Raw genomic sequence first — 19,205 nt, 5'->3', positions numbered from 1 at the left:
AGTTACAGGAAGATACACATTTAGTGTAAGTTGTGATAAAAAAAATATGGCTTTATCGAACCCTTAGAATGGAACTGATATCCTGATGCTGAAAAGATTAGACAAATCGACAAGTGGTGGAACGCATATTAAAGAACAAAAAAATGAAGAAAATATATTCTATTTGCATTTTTATGATGTTGCCTTTCTTAATGTCATGTAACGAAAATCATGATTTCTCACTTGATGAGAGCCGGCAACTTTTGATTGTACATAACTTCTTGCATATGGAAATAGAGTCTGACTGTCTAGATCCTAGCGAAAGTCATCTGTTCTTCATCACAAAGAAAAATGATTTTGACACTAGAAGTTGTGATACAATAAACTTTAAAAACGTATCATCTACATTGTCCGTGGAGGAAATGAACAGTAATGGTATTACTAAAAACCTTCGGAGAATTAAATTTCGCCCCAATACAAGATATGTTGTAATCCATTCTGGAATGGGTGCTCAGGTCTATATCAAGGAATATTTCTGGGCAGATTCAAGAGGAAAGTTAAGAAGGAGTCTAGAGCCTGGGAGGTGATTTCCAAGATGCACTTATAAAATTCTGCAAGATTGCCACATAATTTATTTGATTAACAGATTGGTAAAGCAAGCAAATGTTTACAGAAGCATGGAGAAGGGTATGTTCCATAATAGATTGTTGGAGGTAATGTAATTACCTTCTAGGCTGATAGCATTGGTTATTACTGTACTGGTTGCATTTTCATGCGCAGAGAAGAGAGAACTTGCAGCTCTAATCAGTGGAGACAAGTCTAAATTATGGTATGTGAACCTCGACCCAAGATCCAAAATCCGCAGATGTTTTTATTTTAATAGGGATGGAACATGGAAAATGCTAGTTCGAGACTTACAAGGGAATTTATCTAAGTATGATCACCTTTGGCCTGGATATTGGATTTAAAGGGCGACTCGGTAATATCACTGGGTGGGACAGAGTATAAAATCCATGAAGTCAATCCCTCTTTGTTGATACTTTATGTTGATTCTACAAAAATAACTTTGCAGCTAGTAGACCAATGAATTCTTCAATATATCACTAACGGTGGTGGTAGTGTTTCTATACAAAAAGCAGCTAGCACGAACAAAACAATACGATGCTGCCGTAAAACATAAAAAATAATAATGGTTTAAATGAATAAGTTAATATCAATATTTGTCTTTACAATAGGAGTCGCTCTTGTTTGCAGTTGTACACATCACTTCCCTGAAAAGGTAGAACGGTATATTTCTAAACATAAGATATTGAATGACCAAGGGAAAGGCGAATTAGATTTACGTGAAGCACTAGATATAGACTATGACACGATGTATGTCTTTTATTCACTTACTCCACTAAATGGAATTCAAAATATAATCGGGATAAAAACATATGGGGATGCAGAAGATCCTTATACGGCTCTTATTGGGTCGGATTCTGAAATGTGTAGAATTATTTTCATAAAGAACAAGAGGGTTGTATACGAGGATGATTATTATTATTATGAATACAAGTTAAATTTAGAATTCGAAACCTTTCGTAGAATTAGCGGATATGGTATTTTTGATGGTAGTCCTATTGCCGTATATGGCTATATATGTACTAAACACCATTTTACAGTAAGTAGAGTATCAGATGATGAATATACAATGAGATAGAGTGTTTCTGAAGATCAAGCAAAGCATGGAAGAATGTGCCATGATGGCCCTAAATTGTCTATAAAGGGTACGATATAAAACGGCGGAAGGTGTAGAGATTGTTTATAGCCAGTCTCTTCCCGATTGGGCATATCATTGCGGATACCATTTTATGAATAATCGTCTTACTCGATATGAATTTGATTATCGTGATCCCTAAGAAACGATATGGCAAGAAAAAAATGAAACAACGTCACGCCTGGTCAGAAAGTTTACGCCGCCCGCATGACGCAGATAGAAGGGCAGCGCGAGGAGTCTTACAAGTCGCTTGGCACACCTCCCTGTGTTCCTACAATGAAGGGTGCAACAGCCGATCCCGACAACACTGGTTATGGCTACAACTCCATCATCGGGGAGCTGGGTGACCACTCTGTGCCCGAAGGTTGGGTGCAACGACCGAAGCGCAATACCACGCTGGTACACCATCGAAATCGTTCATTCAATGGGACAAGCCCGAAGACCCTGACAAAGCACAACCGGGTTATGGCTATTTCCCAACGGACAAGACCAACATCGAAGACGTCCTCTTCTATCACAGTGACCACCTCGGCAGCACCTCTTATCTCACCGATGTCAAGGCCAACATCACCCAGTTCAATGCCTACCTGCCTTTGGGCGAACTGCTCGTGGACGAACACGGTAGCGAGGAAATACCGTACAAGTTAAGCGGCAAGGCACTATGTAGTTACAGGTTCTAGACCATATCGCACTTCCAAAGGTGGAATAACAGAGGAACAACAAGATTACACATCCAAGGATATTCAAATAATGAACAGTACAACGACTTTCTCAATGGCTTAAATTTTATTATCCCCTTTGGGGAATATAAAGGATATATGGTTTTATTCGATTTGTCTTTTTCTGATGGGGGAATGACCTATCAATCCGAAATGGCGCTACTCAGGGAATTATGAAGTACGATCCAAGTAAACCAAGTTTGAAAGATGCTTAGGAATTTATAACAACTCCATTTTTACCAACAATAAAACAAAAAATGAAATACGTCTTTACTTTGATACTTCTCTTGAATGCAGGATATTGCCATGCGCGCAAACAAGGAGATTCTCTTTTTGCAGCAGAGTACACATACGTTGAGTTCATAAGGCCAGGGAATGATATTTACCCACTTGTTTTTGCTGCAGCTTTTAAGCAAGACACAATTACAGTTAATTTGGCCAGCATGGATTTGTTTATTAAAAGTATTTATTCTTTGGCCCCATGTGTTCCTCTTCCTAACAGTGCGTATGAAAAATGTTATGAAACAATTTATGGATATAGCCGGGATGTATTTGATGATTGTGCGTTATTTATAAATGAATTTAACTGTGAGTTTAATAGGCTTAAGCACAAAGGATACATTCTCCTTGCAACAGGCGAAAAGGTATATTATTACAGTTGCGGTATACGGGGAGTTTTCTTAGTAACAAACAAAGATAAGTTTTGGCATAATGCACAAAGCTCAATGAGTATTTTGGCCCCCACATACGTTGACGAGATAATTGTGCCAATAGCCGTTTCTAATTACAAAAAGAGACGAATCGTTTTAAAAGAGCATTAGGAGAAACAGAGCCAAGATTATTAAACAAGACGCAGCCCATGCAAAGAGGGCATGAGCATTATACATACGGTGCAAGGTATATGAATTCTGTAACGAGTTTGTGGCACGGGGTGGAACCCCTAATAGAGGAATACCAACTAACCGATTCTTATGTTTACTACCGTGGTAACCCAATTAAAATTATCGACATTGACAGAAATGATGAACTATATGAGACCTCTGAAAAAGAACTCCACAAGGAAGTTTTAGAAGAGGCAACTTATTGATAGTTAATGGCGGTTCTTTTGAGCGTATAGGGTTTTCTTTGATAAGTCATTTTAATGGGTCGTACGATAATAAGAAAAGTGATGAGGGAGATGCAAATATGAATGTAAGGAATGTCAAGTTATATGTCGGGGTGATTGTACTCCTTATCTGCGTGTGGCTTATCATCGTACCCAGACTAAAATTATACGTGGCTAAAAGGAATGCGCACACCTTAATAGAGAAAATAGAGTGGTATCATAGAATTCATAATTGTTACCCAAAGACAATAGATGCAATTGGCTTAAAGGTTGTGCATGAGAACGAAGAATTTAGATGGCACGGCTTTATATATATGTATACACAGGTTAGTGAAAGCGAATTTGAATTGGATTTATATTTAGATTCCCGCACATACGTCTTTTATTCACTTGCTAACGAGTGGTATATGGCTCAGTCTTCCTCTGCAATTAATCAACTTAAAAAGAAACTGTATGAGGAAATTTTACTAAAGGAGAAAAATGGAGAAATCGACTCTGTTGTGATAGAAGAAATTACAAAATCAAACCGAGACAGTGTCCGCAAGCATGAAGGAATTAATTCGGATAATGTTTATTTCGTGAGAAAATATTATCGCAATAAACAAATAGCGGGAAAGGGATATGCGGTTGTAAATAAGGAGGGAAAGAAAATGGATATAAGGAATGTCGGTACATGGACGGTATTTACTGGTGACGGAAGAAGTTTCCATGTTGCATATAGTGAGAACGACAAAAGAGGTTATGTTATAGAATATATAGATGTAAATTTTGATCTTTGAGAATACGGAAGAGATGTTCACAAGTCAAGGCCGTCTTGGCTTTTAATGTTCCTATAAATTGAGAGGAGTTTGTTGTCCTTGTGATGCCAACACAAGATAAAAACTCCTCTCATATACGAAGTGCAGGGTAAAACAGCTCGCTGGCTGATAAACTCATGAAAGCCCAATAGCTCATGAATACATCAACTCACAAACTGACCAACCCACCAACCTGCCAACTCATAAACTCATCAACTTACAAACTCATCAACTCACCAACTCACCAACTCATCAACTTATAACCTCATCAGCTCACCAACTTACACACTCACTAACCCATCAGCTCAAAAACTCAATCTGTTATATTTTATTTTACAAAGCGACTCTAATTTTCGCTCCGTTCTAGCGAAAATTGAGGTTAAAAAGTAGGTAAATGACCCCTATTTCTAGCCTTTCACGCCTGTTGCTTTGTCCGTTTTTTGAGAAAAGGCCTGCATTTTGCACCATTTTAGCTTTCTAGATTGGTCGCCACCTCATATCTTTTTACGCCCAATTACCCGCTTTTTACCCCTAAAAACCCACTTTTTAACCACTATTTTGCCCTTTTCAACCATGTGTTTCATGGTTCTAAAAGGTTTTATTTATACCATTTCAACGGATATTTATACTTTTCGCCTCGCATTTTGCCGCATTTAGCACTGCATTTAGCACCATTTCACCTTGCGTTTTGCACCAAAACGCACTGCATTTAGCACCAAAACGCACTGCGTTTAGCGGCATACTGCACTGTGTTTTGCACCAAAACGCATTGCATTTTGCTGCAAATGGCCCCAAAACGGGTGTTGGTGGCGGTCGGTTTAAATAAAAATTCATTTTGCCTACATGCACAACTAACCCCTTTTTGCATCAAAACAAACCTCCGCGAGAATCGATTTTTTGCGGCAAGGTGGACATTTGGTGGACAGAAAGGGCACTTTTTGTGTTAAATTTCTTACTGAAAAATAGACAAAACCGATTGGGCCGCATGCGCGCCTTTGTGCAACGGCACGGAAAACACGTGCGCTTACTACCGCCAGCGCGAGCGGTTGTAGGGAATGCTGCTCATGGCCAACAGGGACTGCATCATGGAAACGCAGACGTAATCGGGCATTGGCAGGTGGTCTTCAACTTGTAGGGCATGGGTTGAATGACTGCCATAGGGTTACTTTTTCAGGCCTAACCACGTTTTACCACAGACAAATGAGGGCAGAATTTCATATTTTATCGTATCTTTGTTCTGTACTTCGTACATGAGCTGGGTGCTTACCTTGGTTTCACGGCACAAAGATAATAAACGCCACTCAATTTGTAGAAATACTAAACTTCTGCAAGTGAATAAATCACTCTGCGATTTATTCGCTTGCGAAAGTTCAATAAAGTTTAAACATGAAATTAAAAAATAGATATTCATTTGATGATGAAATTGCAGAAAAATTCTGTTATGACAATGTCAATAGGTGCATTCAAATATATTTTTCTGGTTATTTCGACTTTATAGCAAACAAACACATAGAGTCAAAATGCAAATTTGTTATTTGTAATTGGCAACAAGCAAAAAGTAAAATCATTGATAGAGAGGGATATAGCTCTCTTGAGAGCAACTTAGGAATTATTAGTCTAATTCTAGATGCGGAAGAAGATGGAGATAATTTAAAATTAATTGTGAACACTCTAGACGGTAAATATATTGAACTATTTTTCTTTTCAGTTGAAACCTTAGTATTAAGTGTCTAAACTGTTCTCAAAGGCTTGCCACGCACATCACAAAGAATAATGGTCAACCGTCATCCGTAATGCGATATGGCATACGATGTCTGCGACAACTGAATCACTCTTTACCAAGCATTATTTACTGATGTTGGCCATGCTGGGCGTTGCTTATGCCATTGCCGTTAAGGGGCGAGCTTTTGTTGCACTCAACCATTTCCGCCTTTTGCAAAACATTAATAACAAATATAAAAATACCTAATTTGCTGTTTCTAATTCTAAAAATTATCGCTAACTTTGCCATGTAAGCAACTAGAAACCGCCCTGACATGAAAAAAATTGTTACGATATTGATACTCTTTTGTCTTACTGCTGTTGTCGGTAAGGCACAGAAAACACGTGTGATTTGCGGTGACGAGCGTACAGATGCGTACCTGCCCAAGCTGAAAGACAAGCGAGTGGCACTGTTTGCCAACCATACGGCAGTGGTGCAGGGCAAGCACATCTTAGACTTGCTTATTGATAATAAGGTGAATGTGGTGGGCATCTTCGCCCCCGAACATGGATTCAGGGGTACTGCCGATGCTGGCGAACATGTTAAAAACTCCACAGATAAGAAAACGGGCGTGCGCATCTTTTCGCTCTATAACGGAAAAGACGGAATGCCTGACATTAAAGTGTTGAAGGAAACAGACGTGTTGGTGGTCGACATTCAGGATGTGGGACTGAGGTTCTACACCTATTATATATCCATGTTGCAATTGATGAACGCCTGCGCGAAGACCAAAACCACGATGATGATATTGGATAGGCCTAACCCAAACGGATGCTATGTAGACGGTCCGGTGCTCGACATGAAGTACAAGTCGGGTGTTGGCGCTTTGCCCATTCCTGTTGTTCACGGATTAACTTTGGGCGAAATGGCGGGCATGATAAATGGCGAAGGGTGGTTGGAAGGTGGCGAGCCATGCCAGCTCGACATCATTGCATGCCGCAACTATACCCATTCTACGCGCTACAAGCTGCCTATTGCGCCCTCGCCAAACTTGCCTAACATGCAGGCCATATACCTATATCCCTCTATTTGCTTGTTCGAAGGCACGGATGTAAGCCTTGGGCGTGGCACAGGCTTGCCGTTTCAGCAATACGGACACCCCCAAATGACGGGCTATAAATACAGCTTTATACCCCGAAGTGTGCCTGGCGCGAAAAATCCGCCGCAGATAAACCAGCTGTGTTTTGGTGTAAACCTAAGCCACAAACCCCAAGAAGAGATTATTAAGCGGGGCTTCGACCTCACGTATGTCATCGATGCTTACCGCAACTTAAACGTCGGCGAGCGCTTTTTCACACCCTTCTTCACCAAGTTGGTGGGCGTGGACTATGTGCAAAAGATGATTATGGAAGGTCGTTCTAACGAGGAGATACGCGCTGTTTGGCAGCCCGAACTGGAAAAATATAAGGAGATGCGGCGAAAGTATCTTATATATAAGGAGGAAGGAGTAAGTAGTAAGGGAGTAAGTAGTAAAAGGAGTAAAGGACGAAGGAGTAAAGGTAAGTAGTAAAGGAGTAAGTAGTAAAGGAGTAAGTAGTAAAAGGAGTAAAGGACGAAGGAGAAAGGAGTAAAGAGGTAAGGAGTAAAGGAGTTATGGAGTTAAGCCAATAGTCCGCTACTCTTTAACTTTAAACTCATCAACTTGTAAAGCCTGTCAACCCCTAAACTTGTCAACTCGTCAACTATATTTAAACCAACATGATATGACCCCACTAGCAATCTTAGCAACCGTTTTGGCCTATTTCGCCGTATTGTTCCTTGTTTCGGGCCTTGCCCGGCGCAATGTGGATAATGCCGCTTTCTTCACCGGCAGTAGGCAAAGCAAGTGGTACATGGTGGCGTTTGCTATGATTGGGGCCAGCATATCGGGCGTTACCTACGTTTCGGTGCCAGGCATGGTGGCGCAAAGCGGCTTTGGTTATCTGCAACTGGTGTTGGGATTTATCGCCGGTCAGCTCATTGTAGCCTTCGTGCTTACGCCCTTGTTCTATCGTTTGCAGCTTACATCGGTTTACGAATACCTGCGCAACCGCTTTGGGCAGCAGGCCTATCACACGGGTGCATGGTTCTTTTTCATCTCAAAGATGTTGGGTGCGGCCGTTCGTCTCTTTCTCGTGTGTTTCACTTTGCAGCTTTTGGCTTTCGGCCCGTTGGGCATACCCTTCTGGGTTAACGTGGCCTTGTCGGTGGGTTGCGTATGGTTTTACACCCACAAGGGCGGCGTTAAGTCGGTAATTTGGGCCGATTTGATTAAAACAGCCTGCCTTATCGTGTCGGTGGCATTGTGCATTTGGTTCATCGCGGGCGACTTACAGCTATCGTTTGGCGGCGTGGTGAGCCACATTAGCCAAAGCGACATGAGCCGCATGTTCTTCTTCGACGACGTAAACAACAAGCAATTCTTCTTCAAACAGTTCTTTGCCGGCATCTTTACCACCATCGCCATGACCGGCTTAGACCAAGATATGATGCAGCGCAACCTGAGTTGCCGCAACAGTCGCGAGTCTCAAAAGAACATGGTGATTAGCATCTTGTTGCAGTTTATCGTGGTAGCGGCCTTCCTTATGCTGGGTGTGCTGCTCTACGAAGAGGCTGCACGCCACGGACTAACGGCTACTGGCGACCAACTTTTCCCCACAATCGCCACAGGAGGCTTGCTGCCGGGCATTGTTGGCGTGCTGTTCATCGTTGGCTTGTCGGCCTCGGCCTACAATGCGGCTGGCTCTGCGCTCACCGCACTCACCACTTCGTTCACCGTAGACATACTTGGGGCAGGCAAGCGCAGCGAAGACGAAGTTACCCGAATGCGAAAACGTGTACACGTAGGCATGGCCGTGGTGATGGGTTTGTCCATAATCGTGTTCAACATACTGAACAACACCAGCGTAGTAGATGCCGTTTACACCCTTGCCAGCTACACTTACGGCCCCATATTGGGCCTCTTTGCCTTTGGCATACTGATAAAACGGCCTGTGCGCGACCGCTGGATACCCCTCGTGGCCTTGGCCTCGCCCTTGCTTTGTTGGGTGTTGGACCGCCATTCTGAGGCTTGGTTCAACGGCTATCATTTCAGTTACGAGTTGTTGATACTCAATGCCCTGTTCACTTTCGTGGGACTTTGTCTGCTTATCAAGCGTGGCACGCCCCCCAAAAACATCATAAACAATGCTTAGACCCGTCCTTACACTAGCAACCCTTTGCCTTACGGCCCTTGCAACACGGGCACAACAGGCAGCCCCAACGACCTTCGCACCCCACTGCGACCAGCCGTTGGTAACAAACATGTCGGCTCCCACCACGCCCACACAGGGCCTTTTGGGCAGACACATCGCCGTTTGGCAAAGTCACGGCCGATATTATGAGCGCACACTAGACCGCTGGGAGTGGCAGCGCGCACGCCTGTTGCAAACCGTAGAAGACCTCTATACGCAGAGTTACGTGTTGCCTTTCCTCGTGCCCATGCTCGAAAATGCAGGCGCAAACGTGCTGGTGCCGCGCGAAAGAGATTGGAACACGCACGAAGTGGTGGTGGATAACGATGCCAACACGTTGTCGCCGAACGCCGTATATAAGGAACGCAATGGCCAGCAAACATGGCAGCAGGGGCAGGGAGAAGGCTTTGCCTACCGACATAAGGTGTACGCCGACTTTCAAAATCCTTTCCGCGATGGCACGTTTCGTGTCGTTCAGTCGATAAAGAAAGGACAGGAGAGCCTTGCCGAGTGGGTGCCAAACGTGCCAAAGACAGGCGAATATGCCGTGTACGTGTCGTATAAAACCGTGCAGGGAAGTACTGCCACGGCACATTACACGGTGTATCACCAAGGCGGTGAGAGCCATTTTCGCGTGAACCAACAAATGGGTGGCGGCACTTGGATTTACCTTGGCAAGTTTGTTTTCGATGAAAAGGCGGGCCAACAGCATCGTGTTTGTCTAAGCAACAACACGGGGAAAGTGGGCGAAATGGTGACGGCAGACGGCGTAAAGTTTGGTGGAGGAATGGGTAACATTGGTCGACCGGACGTTAGTGGCTACCCTCGCTTTACCGAGGCCGCACGCTATTGGCTGCAATGGGCTGGCGTGCCAGACAGCGTTTACTCGGAATCGCATGGCGAAAACGACTATACCGACGATTATAAAAGCCGTGGAATGTGGGTGAATTGGCTTGCTGGCGGCTCGCAAAGTTACCCCGAAGGGCAGGGACTTAACGTGCCCATCGACCTATCTTTGGCATTCCACAGCGATGCAGGCGTTACCAAAGACGACCGCACCATCGGCACATTGGGCATATATTACACCCAGAGTTACGACAGTGTGTTTGCCAACGGTGCCTCGCGATACCTCTGTAAGGACCTTACCGAGAGCGTGCAAAACAGCATATTGAACGACATTCGCGCACTGTACGAACCGCTTTGGAACAGTCGTGGCAGTCGTGATGCCTCGTATTTCGAGGCCCGCACGCCGCGCGTTCCCGCCATGTTGCTCGAATTGCTTTCGCATCAGAACTTCGCCGACATGCGTTACGGCCTCGACCCGCGCTTTCGTTTCACCGTGAGCAGGGCCATTTATAAGGGCATGTTGCGCTTTATCTGTGCCCAACGAGGGCAAACGCCCATTGTTGCACCGTTGCCCGTAGACCATCTTTCGGCATCGCTTAAAGGCCGAGACCAAGTGGAACTGACGTGGAACGCCGTGGCCGACACGCTGGAACCATCGGCCATGCCCGACCGATATATTGTTTATACCCGTTTGGGTAACGGCGCATTCGACAACGGCAAGGTGGTGAAACGCAACCGATATGTGGCTCGTATTCCTGCCGATGTGGTGTGTAGTTTCCGCGTTGAGGCCGTTAATAAGGGCGGAAAGAGTTTTCCTTCCGAGACAATGGCCGTGGCGCGATGTTCGGCCAGCATGGGAAAGAAGGCGTTAGTGGTAAATGGATTCGACCGCGTTTGTGCGCCTGCCGACTTTGTTGCGCCTGCGCCCATCGACACTTTATATGCCGGTTTCCTCGACAACATCGACCACGGCGTGCCTTATCTGCAAGACATCAGCTACACGGGGAGCCAAAAAGAGTTTAACAGAACCTTGCCTTGGCTCGACGATGATTCGGGCGGATACGGCGATAGCTATGGAAATGAGGAGACAAAGGTGATTGCCGGAAACACGTTCGACTACCCCGCGCTGCATGGCGAGGCCATATTGAAGGCGGGTTTGAGCTTTGAATCGTGTGCTAACGAGTGCTTAGACAAGGCGGAAGACGGCTACGTATTTGTTGATTACATACTGGGTAAGCAGTGCCAAACCAAGATGGGACGTGGAAATGTGCGCCCCTTGATGTTTAAAACCTTTGATGCGAAGGTGCAAAAAACATTGGCTGAGTATGCCCAGCGTGGCGTTCACCTTTTTGTTTCGGGTGCATACGTGGGTAGCGACCTTTGGTGTAACCCGCTGGCCAAGCCCTTAGAGAGCGACCAACGCTTTGCCACAGAGGTGCTTAAATATAAGTGGCGCAACTCGCGCGCTGCCCTTACAGGGGGTGTTCGCATGGTGCGTTCGCCGCTGCAACTAGGCGTGGGCGAGATGAACTACGCCAACACGCTGAACTCGGAGCAATATATAGTGGAGTCGCCCGATGCTATCGAGGCGGCCGACTCAACGGGATATACCGTGATGCGCTATTCCGAAAACAACCTCAGTGCGGCCGTTGCCTCGCAAGGTAGCTACAAAACGTTCGTTATGGGGTTCCCTTTCGAGAGCATCACGCAGGCCTTCTGTCGCGAGAAACTGATGAAAACCATCGTAGATTTCTTTATGCGTCAGTCCCACGAAGACATTTCGCACGACCCCAAAGGGGATGGGAAGAAGGCTAGACACATCACTTCGTTTACCGGGGAAGAGAAAAAGGTGAAGAAGTGAAAGGGTGAAAGGGTGAAAAGGTGACTTTTAAAGGTGAAAGGGTGAAAGGTTGAAAAGGTGAAAGAATGGCTAACGCCCTCTAAAAGTGAAAGGGTGAAAAGGTGAAAAGGTGAAAAGATGGCTAACGCCGTCAAGGCATTTGGCTTAACTCCTTAACTCCTTAACTAGGATGTTAGTTGACAAGTTAACGAGTTAACAAGGATTATCGTCCACTCTGCCACCAAGCATTTGGCTTAACTCCTTAACTCCTTAACTTCTTAACTTCCTAACTCACCAGCAGAACTCGTAAACTAATAAATAACAACGATATGAAGAAAATAACTTGTTTCGTACCTTATATAGATGAGTCGCAGGCAGGCAAAACCTTGTCGGCCTTGCGCAATTCGCAGTTGGTAGACAAGGTTGTTTGCCTTGACGAACCTGTGTTTAAGTCGGAAACCATCCGCCGAATAGCCGCCGAGAGCAATGCCGATTATGCCTTGGTTTATACCAAAACCACCACGTTAGAGTTGGGTTACATGGCCTTAGAGCGTCTTTTGCAGATTGCGCAAGACACGAATGCAGGCCTAGTTTATGCCGACCATTACCAAGTAAAGGGTGGCGAACTGGTTAAGGCGCCCGTTATCGACTACCAAAAAGGTTCGTTAAGAGATGATTTCGACTTCGGTTCGGTGCTCTTCTTCGATGCTGCTGCCCTGAAAGAAAGCGTGCAACGCATGACAGAAACTTATCAACACGCCGGCCTTTACGACCTACGGCTGAAACTAAGTCAACGCTATGCGCTGGTGCACGCCAACGAATACTTGTACAGCGAGGTTGAGGAAGACAACAGAAAGAGTGGCGAAAAACAGTTTGATTACGTTGACCCACGTAACCGCGACCGACAAATTGAGATGGAAAAGGCATGTACCCAGCATCTGAAAGAGATTGGCGGATACCTTGAACCCCATTTCGAAGATATTGATTTCAACCAGGGCGAGTTCGAAGTTGAGGCATCGGTGATTATCCCCGTTCGTAATAGGGAGGCCACTATCGGTGCAGCCATCGAGTCGGTATTGAAACAACAAACCAAGTTTAAGTTCAACCTCATCGTCATCGACAACCATAGCACCGACGGAACAACCGAAGCCATCGACGCATTTAAGGGCGATGGGCGCGTGATACACCTTGTTCCCGAACGCAACGACTTGGGCATTGGCGGCTGTTGGAACTATGGCGTGAACTCCAAACACTGCGGAAAGTTCGCCGTTCAGCTAGACAGCGACGACCTTTATAAGGACGAACATACGCTGCAAACCATCGTCGATGCCTTCTATGAGCAAAAGTGCGCGATGGTGATTGGTTCGTATATGATGACCGACTTCGACCTTAACGAACTTCCCCCAGGCGTTATCGACCACAAGGAATGGACACCCGACAACGGCCGAAACAACGCTTTGCGCATCAACGGACTGGGTGCGCCCCGCGCTTTCTACACGCCCGTGCTGCGTTCCATCGGCTTGCCCAACACCAGTTATGGCGAAGATTACGCGATGGGGCTGAACATTTCGCGCCATTATCAAATCGGACGTATCTATGATGTGCTCTATTTGTGTCGCCGTTGGGGTGGAAACTCCGACGCCGCACTGAGCATCGAGAAGGTAAACGCCAACAACTTGTACAAGGACAGAATAAGAACTTGGGAGTTGGAGGCGCGAATTGCACTAAACAAACAGCGCTAAAAAAGACAATAATTAGGTACTAAGATAAAAAGAATTACAGGAAAACATCCTTGCATTAATCCGCCTGCCGTCTTCACAAAGAGGGCAGGACGGATAGCAAGGTAAAAGATGTGGTCGGCAAATTAAGTGCCTAACCATAAGTTTGAACTTTCAAATCGCAAGTACCAACACATCTCGATGCAAGCGAAAATTTGCGTAAACAAAGTAGCGAAAGCAATATAACGAAGCAAGATCAGCAAAATGAAGAATGTAACAAAGAATATAAACCCGTGGCTTTGGATACCCACGCTCTACTTTGCGGAGGGCATTCCTTACTTCATTGTGAACAATATCTCGGTGATTTTGTTCACGCGTATGGGCGTACCTAATGGAGAGATGGCCCTCTTCACCAGCCTTATTTACTTTCCTTGGGTAATAAAGCCCCTGTGGAGTCCCTTTGTAGACATCCTGCGCACCAAGCGTTGGTGGATTATCATGATGCAAATCGTGATGAGCATAGCCTTCATCTTGCTCACATTCTCCATCCCTCACCCCTCGCCCGAAGTGATTTCGGCCACGGCCACGCCCGTTAGTCTCTTCACCTTCACACTGATACTCTTCGTGATAACGGCCTTTGCATCAGCCACCCACGACATAGCGGCCGACGGTTTCTACATGCTCGCCCTCAATCAGCAGCAACAATCGTTCTTCGTTGGTATTCGAAGTACCTTCTATCGCCTGTCGTCCATCTTCGGACAAGGCGTGTTGGTGTACATTGCAGGCGTGTTAGAAACCCGAACGGGCAACATTCCGTGGGCTTGGACCATCACGATGGCCATCACGGCCGTGATGTTTAGCTGCATTACCATCTATCATACGTTCTTTGTTCCGCGTGCAAAGGAAGACGCGGAGAAAGATGCTGAGAACCCTGCGGACATGGAAACGCGCAAACGGAGCACGACAGAAGAGATATTCGATGAGTTTGCACGCACGTTCAGTCTTTACTTCAAGAAACCCGGTGCGCTGTTCGCCATTGTCTTCATGCTGCTCTATCGCTTGCCCGAAGCGTTTTTGCTCAAGATGGTTAGTCCCTTTTTGCTCGACACACGCGCCAATGGCGGATTGGGATTGAGCACAGAGAGCGTGGGCTTTGTATATGGAACTATTGGCGTTATCTTCCTTACCGTGGGCGGGATAATCGGTGGAATGGCCGCCTCGCGATGGGGATTGAAGAAAAGTCTTTGGCCCATGGCGGCCTGCATGACGCTGCCCTGTTTCACCTTTGTGTACCTAAGTATAGCCATGCCCAGCTCGCTGACGACAATTAGCGTGTGCGTAGCCATCGAACAGTTTGGTTATGGGTTCGGCTTTACGGCCTACATGCTCTACATGATGTACTTCTCCGAAGGCGAATTTAAAACTGCCCACTATGCCATTTGCACCGCTTTCATGGCCGCCAGCATGATGATTCCGGGCATGGCGGCAGGCTATCTGCAAGAATTATTGGGCTACGAACACTTCTTCTGGATGGTTATCGCCTGCTGTATTGCCACGGTGGGCGTTACGCTAACCATCAAGGTGAACCCCGAATACGGACGTAAACGAATAGCGAAAGATGAAAGATAAAACCCTCTTTGCCTTCGTTTTGGCACTCGCAACGGTGTTCTTTCCCCTCAAAACGTGGGCAAAGAAAACCGTGCTGACGGGTATCGACGTGCTTACGCAGCAGCATTTTAAGTGTTTGCAGGGCAAACGCGTGGGGCTGATAACCAATCCCACGGGCGTAAATGCCAACCTTGTGTCTACTGTTGATGTGCTGAAAGCCGCCCCCGGCGTAAACCTCGTGGCTTTGTATGGACCTGAACACGGCGTGCGCGGCGACATACATGCGGGCGATAAGGTGGAAACGGCGCGCGATGCAAAGACGGGACTGCCCGTGTTTTCGCTCTACGGCAAGACCCGAAAGCCAACACCCGAGATGCTAAAAGACGTTGATGTGCTGGTGTACGACATCCAAGACATCGGTTGTCGCTCGTTTACATTCATCAGTACGATGGGCTTGGCTATGGAGGCTGCGGCCGAAAACGATAAGGAATTTGTGGTGTTAGACCGTCCCAACCCACTTGGCGGACTGAAAATAGAGGGAAATATCACCGACGACGACTGCATGTCGTTCGTCAGTCAGTTTAAGATACCTTATATATACGGACAGACCTGCGGCGAATTGGCACGCATGCTCAACGATGAAGGCATGCTCAAAGGCGGCGTTCGCTGCAAGCTAACGGTGGTGAAGATGAAGAATTGGAAACGCGCAATGGGCTATGCCGACACGGGTTTGCAATGGATTGCCTCGTCGCCACACATCCCACAGGCCGTAACCGCTTACTATTATCCCACTAGCGGCATTCTTGGCGAACTGGGATACGTGTCTATCGGCGTGGGATATACCATTCCTTTCCAGATGTTTGCCGCACCTTGGATAGATGCCGTGCAGCTTGCCGACGCCATGAACGCCCACCAAATGTCGGGCGTTACCTTTCGTCCCATCTACCTCAAACCCTTTTATAGCGTGGGCAAGGGCGAACTGTTGCAGGGCGTTCAGATGCACATCACCAACTTTCAACGCGTTGAACTAACGCCCATGCAGTTCGTTTTCATGGAAGAAGTGGCGCGCCTTTACCCCAAACATGCGGTTTTGGCGAACGCCGATGCCAAACGTTTCGACATGTTCGATAAGGTTTCGGGCTCTAAACAGGTGCGCATCAAGATGGCCATGCACAATCGTTGGGCCGACCTTAAACCGTTTTGGGACAAGGATGTGGCCCAGTTCCGCACGCTTTCAAAGAAGTATTACCTATATAAATAACCCCCAAACACCCTACCTATGGAAAAGAATAAGACCACCAGTAGGATTTTATCCATCGATATTTTGCGCGGATTGACCATCGCGGGCATGATAACCGTGAACAATCCAGGCAGTTGGAGTTACATGTATGCACCGCTTGAACATGCCGAATGGAACGGACTGACGCCCACCGACTTTGTCTTTCCCTTCTTTATGTGTGTGATGGGGATGTGCATTTACATCGCCATGCGCAAGTTCGACTTTGCTTGCAACCGCGCCACCGTGTATAAGATAGTGAAGCGTATGGTGCTAATCTACCTCGTAGGCTTGGCCATAGGTTGGTTTGCCAAGTTCTGCTACCGCTGGAACAGTCCACAAGAAGGGGCCGATTTCTTCTCCCAATTGTGGTACATGGTGTGGTCGTTCGACAAAATTCGCTTAACGGGCGTGCTTGCACGACTGGCCATTTGTTACGGCATAACGGCGTTGTTGGCCATCACCGTGCGGCATAAGTACTTGCCCTACATCATTGTAGGTCTGCTGTTAACCTATTTTGTTATACTGATGGCAGGCAACGGATTCGCCTACGACGAGACGAACATCCTCTCGATTGCCGACCGTGCCGTGCTTACCGATGCCCACATGTATCACGACAACGGCATAGACCCCGAAGGTTTGCTAAGTACACTGCCCTCGATAGCGCACACGCTGTTGGGCTTTATCATTGGCAGCTTGCTTTTCCGCAAGGCAGATGTAGGCGAACAACAGCTTGATGCACGCACCAACATCACCTTAACCAAGGTTGTTCCGCTGTTCGTTGTGGGTACGTCGTTGCTCTTCGCTGGCTATTTGCTTAGCTATGGTTGCCCCATCAACAAGAAAGTGTGGTCGCCCACCTTCGTATTGGTTACCTGCGGACTAGCATCCATGCTCTTAGCCCTGCTAACATGGATTATCGACGTTAGGGGCAGGAAGTCGTGGAGCAAGTTTTTCGAGGTGTTCGGCGTTAATCCGCTCTTCCTTTTTGTGCTGAGCGACTTCTTCGCCATTGTCTTCGGCGCATTCACTTTCCCCGTTGGCGACAAGCAGATGAACGTTACAGGCTTTGTCTACTCGCAGTTGTTGTCCCCCGTCTTCGGGCAATACGGCGGTTCGCTGGTTTATTCGCTACTCTTTATCGCCCTCAATTGGGTTATTGGTTATCAACTGTACAAGCGGAAGATATACATTAAGTTGTGAGAATTTGGGTGTTTAGGTTTTTGAGTTGTTGCGTTCATGAGTTGTCGACAAATTGTTTTAGGCCAACCCAAACAATTGCCTTATCATCAGCTCGAATTTAAAAGCGACTTAAAACCCGCAAGCCCAAGAACTCATCAACCCAAAAGTTCAAAAGCCATTGGCTTAACGCCTTTAACTCCATAACCCCTTAACTCCCGATACAGAATTAGCAATCTCGTAAACAATTAAAAATAAAATCTTATGCAATATATACTCATCGCCGATAGCGGCTCTACCAAAACAGACTGGTGCGTTGTGCAAAACGGACAGCAACAAGCGCGCTACGAAACCAAGGGAATGAACCCTTTCTTTCAGACGCAAGACCAAATGGAAGACGAGATACGCCAAAACCTCTTGCCCCAACTGCCCAACGAACAGTCCACTGCCGTGTATTTCTATGGCGCAGGATGCACACCAGAGAAGTCGCCACTAGTAAAAGAAAGTCTTGAACGTTGCTTTCCCAACGCAACGACCATTGAAGTAAACTCCGATCTTTTGGCTGCTGCCCATGCCCTTTGTGGCCGCCAACCGGGCATTGCCTGCATTTTGGGCACAGGTTCCAACTCTTGTTTCTACGATGGCAAGGGCATTTCGTTCAACGTTCCTGCACTAGGTTTCATCCTTGGTGACGAAGGTAGTGGGGCGAACCTTGGCAAAAGACTGGTGGGCGACATACTTAAAAATCAGTTCCCAGGCGACTTGAAGGCGGCGTTCTTCGAAGAATACGATACCAGCATGGCCGACATCATCGACCATGTTTACCGTCAACCCTTCCCAAGTAGGTTCCTTGCCGGTTTCAGTCCGTTCCTTTCGCGCCATCGCGAGCACCCTGCCGTGCACCAATTGTTGGTTAACGCTTTCAAATCGTTTATTCGTCGCAACGTGATGCAGTACGATTACAACACGTATGCCATGCACTGCATCGGCTCCATTGCAGATGTTTACCGCAACGAGGTGGCCGAGGCAGCACAGATATTGGGCGTAACCTTGGGGCGGATAATGAAAAGTCCGATGGAAGGATTGGTGGAATATCATTCATAGCCTCACCCCCAGCTCCTCTCCAAGGGGAAAGGGGGAGTAGTATGCAGGGCAACTACACAATGCAGCTACAAGGCAAACAAGCATCGTAAGCAAAGCTAGCACAAGTAAATAAGTATAGAATACAAAGCCATCACACAGCACATCACTCCCCCTCTCCCTTTGGAGAGCGGGCGGGGTGAGGCTGGTAGCAGGTTGCCGGTGAGGCTTTTATACCCACAATCATTATGTCATTCACAAAGATAACAGAGCAGCCGTCGCTCTACAACAACCTCGAAACCAAGACGGCAGAAGAATTGTTGAG

General features: G+C 46.5%; 14 protein-coding genes and 1 pseudogene. All 15 read left to right on the top strand.

Annotated elements, in window-relative coordinates:
- Positions 1 to 143: 143 nt before the first annotated feature.
- The 15 genes and pseudogenes from BN93_RS17905 (at position 144) to BN93_RS06090 (ending at position 18,904) form a co-directional block, all read left to right on the top strand.
- Positions 144 to 566 (top strand): hypothetical protein, encoded by a 423-nt coding sequence (locus BN93_RS17905; RefSeq protein ID WP_044260009.1) that lies wholly within the window; start codon positions 144 to 146, stop codon positions 564 to 566.
- A gap of 611 nt (positions 567 to 1,177) precedes the next feature.
- Positions 1,178 to 1,681, top strand: coding sequence for a hypothetical protein (locus BN93_RS06160; protein WP_019187466.1), 504 nt, complete (start codon positions 1,178 to 1,180; stop codon positions 1,679 to 1,681).
- Between the two features lie 225 nt (positions 1,682 to 1,906).
- A pseudogene (locus tag BN93_RS19055) lies at positions 1,907 to 2,400 on the top strand (RHS repeat-associated core domain-containing protein); the annotation flags it as partial.
- 314 nt (positions 2,401 to 2,714) lie between these two features.
- On the top strand, positions 2,715 to 3,278 hold the full coding sequence (locus tag BN93_RS06150; RefSeq protein WP_019187465.1) for a hypothetical protein: 564 nt from the start codon (positions 2,715 to 2,717) through the stop codon (positions 3,276 to 3,278).
- A 38-nt stretch (positions 3,279 to 3,316) separates the two neighbouring features.
- Entirely contained in the window at positions 3,317 to 3,544 is a 228-nt protein-coding gene (locus BN93_RS18495) for a hypothetical protein (RefSeq protein WP_232211117.1), read from the top strand.
- A 188-nt stretch (positions 3,545 to 3,732) separates the two neighbouring features.
- The gene (locus BN93_RS06140) at positions 3,733 to 4,341 is read left to right on the top strand and encodes a hypothetical protein (protein ID WP_157462706.1); all 609 of its coding nucleotides are present in this window, start codon (positions 3,733 to 3,735) and stop codon (positions 4,339 to 4,341) included.
- A 1,404-nt stretch (positions 4,342 to 5,745) separates the two neighbouring features.
- Entirely contained in the window at positions 5,746 to 6,093 is a 348-nt protein-coding gene (locus BN93_RS06130; protein ID WP_019187459.1) for a hypothetical protein, read from the top strand.
- 302 nt (positions 6,094 to 6,395) lie between these two features.
- Positions 6,396 to 7,628, top strand: coding sequence for an exo-beta-N-acetylmuramidase NamZ family protein (locus BN93_RS06125; RefSeq protein WP_019187457.1), 1,233 nt, complete (start codon positions 6,396 to 6,398; stop codon positions 7,626 to 7,628).
- Between the two features lie 196 nt (positions 7,629 to 7,824).
- A complete protein-coding gene (locus BN93_RS06120; protein ID WP_019187456.1) occupies positions 7,825 to 9,294 on the top strand; it encodes a sodium:solute symporter in 1,470 nt (489 codons plus the stop codon).
- Entirely contained in the window at positions 9,287 to 12,040 is a 2,754-nt protein-coding gene (locus BN93_RS06115; RefSeq protein ID WP_019187455.1) for a golvesin C-terminal-like domain-containing protein, read from the top strand. The genes BN93_RS06120 and BN93_RS06115 overlap by 8 nt, the downstream gene beginning before the upstream one ends.
- A gap of 308 nt (positions 12,041 to 12,348) precedes the next feature.
- Positions 12,349 to 13,761, top strand: coding sequence for a glycosyltransferase family 2 protein (locus tag BN93_RS06110; protein ID WP_019187454.1), 1,413 nt, complete (start codon positions 12,349 to 12,351; stop codon positions 13,759 to 13,761).
- Positions 13,762 to 14,001: 240 nt separating this feature from the next.
- Positions 14,002 to 15,366 (top strand): MFS transporter, encoded by a 1,365-nt coding sequence (locus BN93_RS06105; RefSeq protein WP_019187453.1) that lies wholly within the window; start codon positions 14,002 to 14,004, stop codon positions 15,364 to 15,366.
- Positions 15,356 to 16,606, top strand: a complete 1,251-nt coding sequence (locus BN93_RS06100) for an exo-beta-N-acetylmuramidase NamZ family protein (protein ID WP_019187452.1) — start codon at positions 15,356 to 15,358, stop codon at positions 16,604 to 16,606. Before BN93_RS06105 ends, BN93_RS06100 begins: the two co-directional genes overlap by 11 nt.
- A gap of 18 nt (positions 16,607 to 16,624) precedes the next feature.
- Positions 16,625 to 17,824, top strand: coding sequence for an acyltransferase family protein (locus BN93_RS06095; RefSeq protein WP_044259940.1), 1,200 nt, complete (start codon positions 16,625 to 16,627; stop codon positions 17,822 to 17,824).
- A 240-nt stretch (positions 17,825 to 18,064) separates the two neighbouring features.
- Entirely contained in the window at positions 18,065 to 18,904 is an 840-nt protein-coding gene (locus tag BN93_RS06090) for an ATPase (RefSeq protein WP_019187450.1), read from the top strand.
- Positions 18,905 to 19,205 lie beyond the last annotated feature (301 nt).

This window comes from Prevotella conceptionensis 9403948, from assembly GCF_000312305.1.
Lineage (GTDB): Bacteria > Bacteroidota > Bacteroidia > Bacteroidales > Bacteroidaceae > Prevotella > Prevotella conceptionensis.
The sequence above is the reverse complement of the archived record's forward strand: the minus strand, read 5'-3'. Positions and strand labels throughout refer to the sequence as shown.